Source organism: Mycobacterium sp. SMC-15 (assembly GCF_045310925.1).
Classification (GTDB): Bacteria; Actinomycetota; Actinomycetes; order Mycobacteriales; family Mycobacteriaceae; genus Mycobacterium.
Map to the genome: position 1 here is coordinate 219,993 of NZ_JBJIAJ010000003.1, position 12,029 is coordinate 232,021.

A 12,029-nucleotide genomic window follows, 5' to 3' on the forward strand; every position below is an offset into this window, starting at 1 on the left:
CTACCGCTCGGCGCGTATAAGCGGATGTGCGGCAACGCAGTAGAGGCCGAACACCGCGAAAGGCGCCAACAGCGGTAGCCAAGGAAGCCGCCATGGGAACACCGTCGCGACCAACCCCGCGGCGGTGAACCCGAGGGCGAAGATCGCTGTCGGTGGGGACACCGTGCCGGTGTGCCGCAACGCGAGGTAGCCGACCGCGGCCAGTCCGGCCGCCGCCGCGGAAACGTTGGGCGAATCGGCCAGGCCGATCGCGACGACGACGAGCAGCACCGCCGTCGTCGCCGCCACCCGCCACCGCAGCCCGAGTAGCACCGCGCCACCGGCCAGCAACGCCGCGGTCGCTGCCATACCCGAGGCACCCAAACCAGCGACTGCAACCATCGCCAGACCGCACAGGCCCGACAGCGCCAGCGGCAGGGGCCTGTCGACTCCGGACGAAAGCGTCATCACCGCACCGCCGCGGGCCTGCGCCGCTGCGTCACCACGCGCATCGCCTGCTCCAGCGGCTGTTCGTGCGGCCACGAGGCGACGTCAACGCCGACTGTGGCCATGTCGCGATACATGGCGCTGCGCTGCAACATCCAGATCCGGGCCACCAACGGATCCAGCTCAATCTCGAAGGGCGAGCCGGCCAGCACGTCGACGGCGAGGACCACGTGCCCCCGCTTGCGCAGATCGGTCAGCGCCAACGCGAATTCGGTGTCGAGCAGCGTGGAGAACGCGATGATCAGGGCGCCCGCCGGCACCGCGGCCCGGGGTGCCAACGTTCCGGTTGTCGACTCGATGCGGTCAGCGGCGCCCAGTACTGCATCGACGATGCGGTAGAACTGGCGCTGCCCGATCTCCGCGCCGACCCAGCGCGGGTGGCGGCCACCGAGAATGACGACTCCGGCACGATCGCCGTTGCGCAATGCGGTCTGCACCACCTGCGCCGCACCGAGTACCGACCGTTCGGTCGCCTCGGTCGCCGGGCCGGCGGGCTGCGGATACGCGTCGATCAGCACCACGACGTCGGCGCCACGATCGGTCAGCCGCCGGGTCACATGCAGGCTCCCGCGTCGCGCGCTGACCGGCCAATTCACCGAGCGCAACGGATCGCCGGGTACGTAGGCGCGGATGTCGGCGTATTCCACACCGCGGCCCGGGTGCCGGGTCAGGTGGGTTCCGACCCGATCGAGCAGGTCGCTGTGCGGGATCGGCGTGGCCTGTGGCGGCGCCGGTGGGAACACGGTGACCTCGGCGACGTCGACGGCTCCCCTCCCGACCAACAGACCGCCCCGGCCCACGGCATCCACGGTGGCGCGAATCGGATAGCGGCCCCAGCGTTCGGCCGTGGCAGTCACCGATTTTCGGCTTCCAGCCGCGGTCGACGACTTGGTGATCTCGAGTATGAGCGCCGGATGCGCCGTCACCGCCAGACTCAGGTCGATCAGATCGGGATCCGATGCCGTTGCGCCGACCGTCAATTCGACCGACTCGGTTTCGAAGCAACGTTGCTCCGCGGGCGTGGCCTGCACGCGCAACGCCGGAACTCCGCGCTGACTGTTCAGCGAGCACAGCACTGCGAGCAGCGGCGCGGCGAAAGCGATCAGCTGCCAACGCGATGCACCCACCGCCACCACCAGGGCCAGCGCGGCACCGGTGGCCAGCGCCTTGGCCAATGACGAAGCCCGCCAATGCATGACAACATCCACCTCATGGAAGTCGGAGGCATGCGTCACGTCGGCGTCGCCTCCGGAGTTCGCGGCACCGGCAGCCGCCGCAGCAGCTCCTCCACCACATCGGAGCCCTGGACGCGCCGTACCCACATCTCCGGCCTCAGCGTGATCCGATGGGCGATCGCCGAGGTGGCCAGCGCCTTGACGTCCTCAGGGATCACGTAGTCGCGGCCGAGCAGCAGGGCGCGGGCCCGGGCGAGCTGAACCAGGTCGAGTTCCGACCGCGGGCTGGCGCCCACGGCCACCTGCGGATGACGCCGGGTCCCGGTCGCCAGCGCCACCACGTAGCGCAGCACGTCGTCGTGCACGCTGACCTGTTCCACCGATTCGCGCATCGCCACCAGGTCGTCGGCGTCGACCACCTTGCGCACCGTCGGCAAGGCGGCACCGCGGTCCAGGCGCCGGCGCAGCATGGCCGCCTCCCCCTGCTCCGAGAGGTAACCCAGCCGCAGCCTGATCGCGAACCGGTCCAGTTGGGCCTCCGGCAGCGGGTAGGTGCCCTCGTATTCGATCGGGTTGTCGGTGGCCAGCACGATGAACGGCGACGGCAACCGATGTGTGTTGCCGTCGATGCTGACCTGGCCTTCGGCCATCGCCTCCAGTAGGGCCGCCTGGGTTTTGGGTGGTGTCCGGTTGATCTCGTCGGCCAACACCAGGTTGGTGAAGATCGGCCCGCGCCGGAACTCGAAGCGGGCCGAGGACATGTCGTAGATCGTGGTACCGAGTAGGTCGGCGGGCAGCAGGTCGGGGGTGAACTGCACCCTGATGAAGTCCAGTCCGAGCGCGGCCGCGAACGACCGTGCGATCAACGTCTTGCCCAGGCCCGGCAAGTCCTCGATGAGCACATGACCGCCGGCGAGCACCGTGGTCAAAATGAGGGTGAGCGCGGATCGCTTACCCACCACGGCCCGTTCGATCTCGTCGAGCACCGCGGTGCAGCGTTCCCCGGTGGTGGCCGCAGCGCCGGACAGCCCGGTGCTCATCGTTGCTCCAGGCGGCACAGGATCTCTTCCAGCACAGCGCGTCCCGGGCCGGGCCCACTGACTCCGGTCGGCGCGACATTGCCCGGATCCACCCACTGCCACAGCTGGTCGCCGAACAGTAGCGCCCCGGTGGCACCGAATGCCGCGGGATCCTTCGTCCTGCCCTGCCCGGTGGAGACCTCGAACCGACGCGCCAGGATCGGCCGCCAACGCCTGTCCCAGTCGGCCCTGGTCGATTCCGACCAGCGGATCCGCGCTTCGGTACCCGACAGCCACCGGTGCAACGCCTCACCGGGCTCATCGGTGGCCGCCGGGGCGGCGGGAGGTCCCGCGCCGCCCGTGGTCAGCAGGCGCCGGATCCCCACTGCCGGCAGTGCGACGGCAACGCCCGCCGCCCAGAGTAGAAATTGCCGCTGGTGGATCATCAGCGTCACCAGCTCAGCGCCGGTGATCAAGATGATGCCTTGCAGAGCAAGCGTTTTCATCGTGGAGTTCGCAGTTCGTCGAGAACCAGCCGCAGCGCTGCAACCGCGTCAGCACGATCGCGCTCGGTCATCAGGTGGACGCTGAAGCGTGCCTCGGTGAACAGCTCCACCAGCCGGGTCGCGTTGTGCGCCGGCAGGGCATGGTGTTCCACGGCCCGCGCCAGCACTTCGGTAGGTGTGTCGAAGGCGCGCGGCGCGATATCAGGAACCGTGCCGAGGTGTTGTTCCATCACCGCGTAGCAGGCGATGATCGCGGCCCGCGGCTCGCGGCTGCGATCGACGATCCGGGCCAGGCCGAGTTCCGCTGCCCGCGCCAGGTTCTCATCGGCGCTCGATACGTCCGCCGTCGGCGGAATCCCAGGGGTCACGGGCGGTGCGGGATCGGGTCGCCGGGCGCGTGCGGCGACGATCACCGTGACGATCACCGCCAGCAGCAGGGTGGCAACGGCCAGCAGGTAACCGGACATGCCACTGGCCGGCCCGCCGGGCACCGCCGGCGACGGCGGGGCCGGTGCTCCCGATGTGCCCGGCGGCGTCTCACCCGTGCCGGGAACCTCGGCCGGGAGCTCGATACGGAGCCCGGCGCCGAACTTCGCCAGCACCAGGACCGTCAGCAGCCATAACGCCAGCGCCGCCAGCACGATCAGCACCGATCGCCAGACCGGACCGCGGCTCGCTCCGGCGGTTGACGACAGCTGGCCGATGCTGCCGACCCGCGCACGGTGATGACGGGCCCGGTGCACGACAGCGACCGCGATGATGGTGCCCGACACCGCCAGCAAGACCGCCATCACGATCGGTTCGACCGTGCTTGCGGCAGTCGCTCGGCGCGGCTCGGGCGGCGCGCCGGGCAGGTAACCGCGCGTCGCGGCACCGGCCACGAGCAACAGCACGATCGGGGCGATCACCCGCACGGTCGTGCTGTCGCTACCGGCTTTCACCGGAACACCAGTCATCTGGGTTTCCCGCCGTGGCCGCGGCATTCCCCATACTGGCATGCGCGGGCTGGCAGCGGCCAGGATCGCGCCGAGGACAACTCGCCGGAAAGACCCGGTGTCGGTTCAGACCGGTCCGGTCACTCGGACTTCTCGTCGTGCCCGCCGAACTGCTTGCGCATGGCCGAGAGCACCTTCGCGCCGAACTCGAACAACTGGCGCGAGGCGAATCGCGCGTACAACGCGGTGGTGAGCACCGGCGCGGGTACGCCCTCATCGATGGCGGCGATGACAGTCCACCGGCCTTCGCCGGAATCAGAGACCCGACCGGCGAATTCCTCCAATTGCGGTGACTTCTGCAACGCACTGGCAGTCAGATCCAGCAGCCAGGAACCGATCACACTGCCCCGCCGCCAGACCTCGGTGACCTGCTCGATGTCGATGTCGTACCGATAGAACTCCGGATTGCTCAACGGCGCGGTTTCGGCATCACCCTGTTGATCCTGCTTGCCGATGTTGGCGTGGTGCAAGATGTTCAGCCCCTCGGCGATCGAGGCCATCATTCCGTACTCGATGCCGTTGTGCACCATCTTCACGAAGTGTCCGGCCCCCGACGGGCCGCAGTACAGATAGCCCTTTTCGGCTTGCGCGATCTCACCCTCGCGCCCCGGAGTGCGAGGGGCCGCGTCCACCCCCGGCGCCACGGTCGCGAAGATCGGCTCGACGTGGTCGAACGCCGGCCGGTCCCCACCGACCATCAGGCAGTAGCCCCGTTCGCGGCCCCACACCCCGCCGCTGGTACCGCAATCGAGCAGATGAATGCCCTTGTCAGCCAAGATCTTTGCGTGCGCGATGTCGTCGCGATAGTAGGAGTTTCCGCCGTCGATCACGATGTCGCCGGCCGCCAGTGTGCCGGCAAGTTCTTCGATGACGCTCGTGGTGATGGCACCGGCGGGCACCATCACCCACACCACCCGCGGAGCGGAAAGCTGCGCCGCGAGCTCGGCCAACGACGACACTCCGGTGGTGTTGGCCTCGGTGGCCAATGCGCTGACCGCGTCGGCGTTGTGGTCGTAGACGACGCATTCGTGACCGCCGTCGACCATGCGCCGAACGAGATTGGCGCCCATTCGGCCCAGTCCGATCATCCCCAGTTGCATGCTGCGTTGCTCCTTACCGTGAGCGGCCGTCCTCCGCTCGAAGCTAACGCACCAGTCTGGACAGAGCCTGACCGGCAGATGCGCCGGGTGCGCTTACCCGACCTGGGCGATCCCAGGCGGGAAGTAGGGGCCGATGCCTCCGGTGTAGATACCGGGCTGCCAGCCCCGCGCGCCCAGGCACAGCAGCGGCAGCCCGTCGGGTGATTGCGCGGCCGACTGCGGATTGGGGCACGGCGAACCGATCTCCTGCACCCCGTAGAGCGGGTAGGAGATCTGCCAGAAACCGGTGTCCTTGGCCGGGAACTGGTTGGCGATGAAGTGGCATGCCAGCGCTTGGCCGTTGGGGCCGTGGCCATAGGTAAAGCGCTCCCAGCTGAAGCAGGCGTCGCCCTGGCGCTGGCCATCGACCATGCCCGGCACGTCGCCGGGGTAGGCAGCGGCATCCGGCGCGGCGCTGATAGCGACGGCACTCGCGGCTCCCGCGATGAAAGCAGCTGCAGCTAGTTCACGAATCATTCTTCGCCCTCAGTCTGTCGATCCAGGCCACCCATCGGCGACGCGTCAGAGCCTAACGGGTGGTGGTCGCACGCCATCGCGAATCCGCCGAAACCCCGCGGGCCGGGCCCGCTAAAGTGCCGCGGGTGACCGGAAAGCAGTGGCAGCTCGACGCATCGCACGGCCAGCTACTGGTCCGCACCGATGTGGCGGGGCGAGCGGCAAAGATGGGCCATCGGCTCACCATCGTGATGGAGCGCTGGGAAGCAACCGTGTCATGGTCCGGCGACCGGCCGGCGGCGGTCGAGCTGGCCGTCGAAGTGGATTCGCTGCGGGTGTTGCAGGGTGACGGCGGAATGACACCGCTGACCGCGCCGGAGAAGACGCTGATCCGCAGCAATGCGCTCAAATGCCTCGACAGCAAGAAGCATCGGCTGATCCGGTTCGGGTCCAGCGACATCGCCCCGACCGACGACGGGTATCGGCTGACCGGCGAGCTGGAGATCCACGGCCGGCGCAAGCCGCACGTCCTGGAGGTTCGGGTGACCGGCGACCGACAGGTGAGCGGCGACAGCCGGGTGCTCCACAGCGACTTCGGTGTGCGGCGCTATTCGATGCTCATGGGAGCGATGCAGGTCGCCGACGAGGTGACGGTGTCCTTTTCGGGGGCAATCCCGGCCGACGCCTCCGGCGGTGCCTGACTCAGCGGCCGGGTAGGCCGAAAATGTGGTCCCGGATGCGTTCCCGCAATGATGGGACGCCATCCGGCGACGATTCCTGCAGGTCCGGGTCAGACGGTGCGTCCCACAGCGAACCGAACTCCGCGGGCGGCTCCTCCGAGGTCTCGGTCGGGGGCGCCGGCGCGGCAGGTGGCGGCAGGGCCGGGGCGGCCGCCGGTGGTGCGGCGGGCACGGCGACGCGCGCCACGGTCGCGTGCTGCGGTCGCGGCACATCCGGGTCAGCCCGGCCGGGGCCGAGCTGCAGGCTCAACGCGGCGGCCACCGACGCCACCAGTGTCACCGCTCCCGCCCCCAACATCAGCAGGGCTGCGGCGTAGGACAGCGACCGCACCCGGCGCCGACCGGCGTTTCCGGTCTCCAAGCCGGCCGCAGGCGCCTCCAGCGGTGCCGAGGTCAATTCGGCGTGCGGCGCCAGCGTCTGGGCCGCCCCGCGCGCCAGGGCCTGAAACGCTCCGCCCTGGACGAAGACCGGCATCGACAGCGCGGACTCCAACCGGCGCCCGAGCCGGTCCATGCCCCGCAGCGATCCGGCCACCATGAGCACTTCCGGCCGCTGATCGCCCGAGGCCAAGGTGTTGCCCAGCCAGCCGGGCACATCGTCGACGGCGCTGATCGGACACGCCGTGACGATCGGTTCCCCCGATTCGGGGTGGTCGGGCAGGACCAGGGTGGCCACACCCGATTCGACGACACATACCGCGGCCCGTGCGTGTCGCGGGCCGATTCCGCCGGCCAGCGATGCGGCGGCCTGGCTGTAGCGCACCGGAACCACGTGTTCGAAGTCCGCGTCCGCCAGCGACTCGAGCAGCAGTGCAGCCCCGACTGCGGCTTCATCGCTCCAGGTCACCGCCACGCCGTGCAATCGCTCGCTGCGCGAGGCCAGCATGGTGCGGACCCCGGCCGCCACCGCTGACGCCTGGGCCGCAAGATCCACCGCGTCGACTCCGGCGTCGCCGGCCGCGACACTTATTTCTTCACCGATAACCGTCGGGCAGCCCGAGCCCCCGGCGTCAGCCATGACCCAGCCGATGGTCGACGGCGTGATCGCCAGCCCCAGTACGGTGTCCAAAATCGCGCGCCCCAATCGTCCTGATCTGCGATGTCACCGCGTCTGCTCGGGGCCTTCACCGGGCCCGTCAACGGGATCGGCAGGGCGCCGGAACGGACCGGGGACAGCTCAGGACTGTGTGGTCTTGTCGGCTTACCGGAGGGGAGCCTACGCGTGTCGTCCGGCTTGTCCTAACCGGGTCCGAAGCGAAAATCGGGTATGCTATATGCGAGTCGGATCCCTAGACGGCCGCGTGACTTGCAAATTGCGGCCGTTGCTGCATGTAAGGGCCGATGCCGAAGTGGTGGCGCGCGTGGCGTCGCGATCGAGAGATTGAACGTTCCACAGCAAGACGACAAGGGGCAGGAATGACAGACGTGAGCAAGGGATTGCGCTGGGCACGCCGACTTTTGGTCGGCGCGGTAGCTGCCGCAGCGCTGCCGGGCCTGATCGGCCTGACAGGTAGCGAGGCAACCGCATCGGCGTTCTCCCGGCCTGGTCTGCCGGTCGAGTATCTGCAGGTGCCTTCGGCAGGTATGGGCCGTGACATCAAGGTCCAGTTCCAGCCCGGCGGCTCGGGCTCCCCCGGCCTCTACCTGCTCGACGGCATGCGGGCCCAGGACGATTACAACGGCTGGGACATCAACACCCCGGCATTCGAGTGGTACTACCAGTCGGGTATCTCGGTGATCATGCCGGTCGGCGGCCAGTCCAGCTTCTACAGCGACTGGTACAAGCCGGCTTGCGGCAAGGCGGGCTGCTCCACCTACAAGTGGGAGACCTTCCTCACCAGCGAGCTGCCGTCCTACCTGGCCTCGGAGTACGGCGTGAGCCAGAGCCGCAACGCCGCGGTCGGCCTGTCGATGGCCGGCGCGTCGGCACTGACCCTGGCCATCTACCACCCCAACCAGTTCACCTACGCCGGCTCGCTGTCGGGTTACATCAACCCCTCGGATGGCAAGAGCTGGATCGGTCTGGCCATGGGTGACGCCGGCGGCTACAAGAAGGAAGACATGTGGGGCCCGGACGACGACCCGGCCTGGTTGCGCAACGACCCGACCGTCAACGTCGGCAAGCTGGTGGCCAACAACACCCGCCTGTGGGTCTACTGCGGTAACGGTCGTCCGAACGAGTTGGGCGGCGACAACATCCCCGCGACGTTCCTCGAGGGCAACTTCATGATCGGTCAGAACAAGAAGTTCCAGGAGCTCTACACCGCGGCCGGTGGCAACAACGCGGTGTTCAACTTCCCGGACTACGGCACCCACAGCTGGGAGTACTGGGGCCAGCAGCTGCAGGCCATGAAGCCGGACCTGCAGAGTCACCTGGGCGCCAGCGGCGGCGGCAGCTAAGCCTGCACCGACCCGCAGCGGTCTTGCCACTGGGCCCCATCCGATTCCGGATGGGGCCCAGTGCTTTGCCGCCGATGGGTTACCGTGGCGTCGCCGACGTGGTTGGATGGCGAACATGCAGGGTTCGGCGACAGTTCATATGGCGGCCCCGGCCGAGCGGATCTGGGATCTGGTGGCCGACGTTCGCAACATCGGGAAGTTTTCTCCGGAGACCTTCGAGGCCGAATGGCTCGACGGCGCCGATGGACCCGCGGTGGGCGCACGATTCCGTGGGCATGTCCGGCGCAATGGGATCGGGCCGGTGTACTGGACCACGTGCCGGGTTACCGAGTGCGAACCGAACCGGGTATTCGGCTTCGCGGTGCTCGCCGGTGACCGCGCGGTGAACCGGTGGCGCTACGAGCTCACCCCCGCTGGGGATGGCACCGACGTCACCGAATCGTTCCAGCTGGCCAAGTCCTTCCTCACCACCGTGTACTACTACGTGTTTGGCGGTTTTCTGCGGCAGCGCAACAACATTCGCGACATGCGGCGCACCCTGGAGCGCGTCCGCGACGTCGCGGAAGGGCCGGCGCAGCCCTAACGGCTCAGTCCAGGCTGTCCGGGTCGGCCAGCGGCAGCAGCAGGAACGACGGGGTGGGACCGCCCTGATGCACCTGGTACAGCCCGCCAGCCAGCGCCCGGCGGGTGGACGCCGTCGGTACCAGGTGCGGAAAATCGTAGGTGGTCAACGTCAGTCGCAACCGGTGTCCTGGCGCGATCAGCGCCGCGGTCGGGAAGATCTCGATGTCGTAGCCGGTCAACTCCCCCGGTTCCACCGGTCGCACCGCAGCGCGGGTGCTGATGTGATGCGGGCGCAGCACGGTGCCATCCGGCAGGTACCAGGTACGGTCCGGATCCAACTCACGGTGCGAGCCGAGCAAGGCGCCCAGGGTCAGCGGGCGGTTGACCCCCTCGGGCGCGACGTCGTCGAGGTGCGCGACCCACAGCGTCTCGGTGGTGTCGGCGCTCGCCTGCACGCGCAGGGTGATCGGTCCGGCGATCAACGTCGGCGAGTCGAACGCCTCGGTGGTGTAGGTCAGCGCTCCGCGTTGCACCCGCCGGTTGTCCTGGTCATGGCGGGTACGGCCACCGGCCGCAGTGGTGGCGAAACTGTTCAGCCCCAACGACCACTGTTCGAGGCTGCGCCCGGATACCGGACCGTGGGAGCGGTACGGCAACGCGGCCAGGCTTTGTTCCTGCTGGGCGTCGACAGTCAAGCGGCCGGCGTGCGACAGGTAGAGCCGGGTCGGTGTCGCCGCGGGAATCGGGTATTCGCGGGTGTGGTACCAGCGGCGGTCGCCGATCGGCTGAAAGGTGAACGGCGATCCCGAAATGGCAGCGGCTGCATCGTCTTTCAGCCAATGGTCGAACCAGCGCAGCTGCAGGTCCAGCAGGTGCAGACCGTCGTAGTCCGAGACGTGGTACCACGGCCCCATCATCAGTTTGACTCGATCGGTCAGCGGTTGTCCGGGCTGCATCGGCGCATTCGCGGGGCGGCCGGTGTATGCGTTCTGTAGCGCCGCGTAGTTCAGCGGCGCGCCGCGCTGAAACGCGTCATGCCAGCCACCTGTGAGGAAGACAGCCACGTTGTTGGCGGCGATCTCGGGCAGCACTAAGTCCGGCCGCATGTCATCCCAGAACGGGCCGTCGTAGGCGGCGTCGCCGCCGGCGCCCGCCTCGGCGATCAATGGCCCGAAGTAGCCGCGCTGGTCTTTGCCGCGCTGGCGCACCGCCGCCAGCCCGCCGGCCCGGGGCCGCGAATGCGCTCCGGGGGTGAGGAACTCCAGCGCCGGGTTGATCACGTTGAGCAACGCGTAGATCGAGCCGTAGGCGCGCACCGTCCGCAGGTGCGATACCCCGCCCATGGCAGCGGCATCCCGATAGAAGTCGTTGGCGGCCATCACCGGGAAAATCGCCTTGAGCGGAGAGTCCGGTCCCACCGCAGCCGCGGTGAACAGCTGATTGATGGCCAAGTAGGAGATGCCGAACATGCCGACCCGGCCATTGGCGTTGGGCAGCGTCGAGGCCCAGGTGACCAGCTCGACGCCGTCCCGCGTCTGGTCCGGGCCGAACATCTCGAACGAGCCGCCGGATGCGCCGGTGCCACGGACGTCGACCATCACCTCGATGTAGCCCCGCTTGATCAGATGCGGCGAGGGACCGCCACCGATCTGAGCCGCCGGTGGCGGCGCCAACTTGCCGTAGGGGGTCACCGACAGCAGCACCGGGAACGGTCCTTCGGCGGGTGCGCCGGTCTCGGGAATCGTCGGGTAGTGGATGTTGGCGCGCAGTACGACACCGTCGCTCATCGGCACAGCGACATTGCGCTTGATCCCGACGCCGTAGCGCGCGGGCGGTGCGGTCCACTCCGGGCTCAGCGGCGAAGGGTTCGCCTTGCGGGTCCTAGGGGCGCGCAACTTACCCGCCACGACACCGGCTGCCCCCGCCGCAGCGGCTGCCGCCAGCACCCATCCGACTTTTCGCACCATCCGCAGATCAGCCATGGCCACCTCCGCACCAGACTCTAAACACCGCGCCCATCCCGCTCGGACACCTGTCCAGCACCGGCGTATATTCCGGCGTGTCATGTGCTTCGCCGGAAAGGGGCATCGGCATGCCGGCTGACGTCAAACACATCGTCACCGAGATGTGGAAGGCCTTGTCGCGTCGTGACTGGGAGGGGCTGAAACCCTTTCTGGCGCAAGACTGCATCTATGTCGACATGCCGGTGGGCCCGGCTGCGGCCGCCCGTGGGCCACACGACATCGTCAAGCGCCTCAAGATCGGTCTGGAGCCGCTGGCCGGATACGAGAACCACTCCGGCCTGCTGGTCGCCGAGGGCCCCGACGTGCTCTACGAGCACTCGGAGACATGGAGGTGGGCCACCGGAGAGACCGCGCTGCTGCGCTTCGTCACGGTGCACAAGGTGATCGACGGAAAGATCACGCTGTGGAAAGACTATTGGGACATGGCCGGCCTGACGGCCCACGCGCCGCCGACCTGGTTGGAAGAGTTTGCCGAGGCCGACATGTCGTGGATATTCGACGCGACCGGCCTGATCTGAGTCCGGA

General features: G+C 68.4%; 13 protein-coding genes. 4 read left to right on the plus strand and 9 right to left on the minus strand.

Annotation, left to right across the window (positions count from 1 at the left end; translation table 11 throughout):
* The 7 genes from ACJH71_RS06075 to ACJH71_RS06105 form a co-directional block, all read right to left on the minus strand.
* Positions 1–447, minus strand: a complete 447-nt coding sequence (locus ACJH71_RS06075; RefSeq protein WP_406757111.1) for a hypothetical protein — start codon at positions 445–447, stop codon at positions 1–3.
* The gene (locus ACJH71_RS06080) at positions 447–1,682 is read right to left on the minus strand and encodes a DUF58 domain-containing protein (RefSeq protein WP_406757270.1); all 1,236 of its coding nucleotides are present in this window, start codon (positions 1,680–1,682) and stop codon (positions 447–449) included. The genes ACJH71_RS06075 and ACJH71_RS06080 overlap by 1 nt, the downstream gene beginning before the upstream one ends.
* 35 nt (positions 1,683–1,717) lie before the next feature.
* A complete protein-coding gene (locus ACJH71_RS06085) occupies positions 1,718–2,701 on the minus strand; it encodes an AAA family ATPase (protein WP_406757112.1) in 984 nt (327 codons plus the stop codon).
* Positions 2,698–3,186 (minus strand): hypothetical protein, encoded by a 489-nt coding sequence (locus tag ACJH71_RS06090; protein ID WP_406757113.1) that lies wholly within the window; start codon positions 3,184–3,186, stop codon positions 2,698–2,700. The genes ACJH71_RS06085 and ACJH71_RS06090 overlap by 4 nt, the downstream gene beginning before the upstream one ends.
* Positions 3,183–4,142, minus strand: coding sequence for a DUF4129 domain-containing protein (locus tag ACJH71_RS06095; protein ID WP_406757114.1), 960 nt, complete (start codon positions 4,140–4,142; stop codon positions 3,183–3,185). Before ACJH71_RS06095 ends, ACJH71_RS06090 begins: the two co-directional genes overlap by 4 nt.
* Positions 4,143–4,261: 119 nt before the next feature.
* Positions 4,262–5,359 (minus strand): phosphogluconate dehydrogenase (NAD(+)-dependent, decarboxylating), encoded by a 1,098-nt coding sequence (gene gnd, locus ACJH71_RS06100; protein WP_406757271.1) that lies wholly within the window; start codon positions 5,357–5,359, stop codon positions 4,262–4,264.
* A 15-nt stretch (positions 5,360–5,374) separates the two neighbouring features.
* Entirely contained in the window at positions 5,375–5,797 is a 423-nt protein-coding gene (locus ACJH71_RS06105; protein WP_406757115.1) for a hypothetical protein, read from the minus strand.
* Positions 5,798–5,922: 125 nt separating this feature from the next.
* Between ACJH71_RS06105 and ACJH71_RS06110 the strand changes: the two genes are divergently transcribed.
* Positions 5,923–6,477 (plus strand): YceI family protein, encoded by a 555-nt coding sequence (locus tag ACJH71_RS06110; RefSeq protein ID WP_406757116.1) that lies wholly within the window; start codon positions 5,923–5,925, stop codon positions 6,475–6,477.
* Between the two features lies 1 nt (position 6,478).
* Here the strand turns inward: ACJH71_RS06110 and ACJH71_RS06115 are convergent, their stop codons facing one another.
* Entirely contained in the window at positions 6,479–7,585 is a 1,107-nt protein-coding gene (locus ACJH71_RS06115; RefSeq protein ID WP_406757117.1) for a hypothetical protein, read from the minus strand.
* Between the two features lie 347 nt (positions 7,586–7,932).
* Between ACJH71_RS06115 and ACJH71_RS06120 the strand changes: the two genes are divergently transcribed.
* Complete coding sequence (locus tag ACJH71_RS06120; protein WP_406757118.1) at positions 7,933–8,916, plus strand: esterase family protein; 984 nt, start codon at positions 7,933–7,935, stop codon at positions 8,914–8,916.
* A 106-nt stretch (positions 8,917–9,022) separates the two neighbouring features.
* Positions 9,023–9,499, plus strand: a complete 477-nt coding sequence (locus ACJH71_RS06125; RefSeq protein WP_406757119.1) for an SRPBCC family protein — start codon at positions 9,023–9,025, stop codon at positions 9,497–9,499.
* A gap of 4 nt (positions 9,500–9,503) precedes the next feature.
* Here the strand turns inward: ACJH71_RS06125 and ACJH71_RS06130 are convergent, their stop codons facing one another.
* Positions 9,504–11,267, minus strand: coding sequence for a CocE/NonD family hydrolase (locus ACJH71_RS06130; RefSeq protein ID WP_406757272.1), 1,764 nt, complete (start codon positions 11,265–11,267; stop codon positions 9,504–9,506).
* Between the two features lie 305 nt (positions 11,268–11,572).
* On the opposite strand from ACJH71_RS06130, the gene ACJH71_RS06135 reads away from it, so the two are divergent.
* Entirely contained in the window at positions 11,573–12,022 is a 450-nt protein-coding gene (locus ACJH71_RS06135) for a nuclear transport factor 2 family protein (protein ID WP_406757120.1), read from the plus strand.
* The last annotated feature ends 7 nt before the right edge of the window (positions 12,023–12,029 follow it).

Bases quoted from the DNA above. Each gene is read 5' to 3' on its own strand.
- ACJH71_RS06135 (WP_406757120.1), top strand. From the start codon at position 11,573: ATGCCGGCTGACGTCAAACACATCGTCACCGAGATGTGGAAGGCCTTG.
- ACJH71_RS06095 (WP_406757114.1), bottom strand. From the start codon at position 4,142: ATGACTGGTGTTCCGGTGAAAGCCGGTAGCGACAGCACGACCGTGCGG.
- ACJH71_RS06080 (WP_406757270.1), bottom strand. From the start codon at position 1,682: ATGCATTGGCGGGCTTCGTCATTGGCCAAGGCGCTGGCCACCGGTGCC.
- ACJH71_RS06085 (WP_406757112.1), bottom strand. From the start codon at position 2,701: ATGAGCACCGGGCTGTCCGGCGCTGCGGCCACCACCGGGGAACGCTGC.
- ACJH71_RS06075 (WP_406757111.1), bottom strand. From the start codon at position 447: ATGACGCTTTCGTCCGGAGTCGACAGGCCCCTGCCGCTGGCGCTGTCG.
- ACJH71_RS06105 (WP_406757115.1), bottom strand. From the start codon at position 5,797: ATGATTCGTGAACTAGCTGCAGCTGCTTTCATCGCGGGAGCCGCGAGT.
- ACJH71_RS06130 (WP_406757272.1), bottom strand. From the start codon at position 11,267: ATGAGCGACGGTGTCGTACTGCGCGCCAACATCCACTACCCGACGATT.
- ACJH71_RS06125 (WP_406757119.1), top strand. From the start codon at position 9,023: ATGGCGAACATGCAGGGTTCGGCGACAGTTCATATGGCGGCCCCGGCC.
- ACJH71_RS06090 (WP_406757113.1), bottom strand. From the start codon at position 3,186: ATGAAAACGCTTGCTCTGCAAGGCATCATCTTGATCACCGGCGCTGAG.
- ACJH71_RS06120 (WP_406757118.1), top strand. From the start codon at position 7,933: ATGACAGACGTGAGCAAGGGATTGCGCTGGGCACGCCGACTTTTGGTC.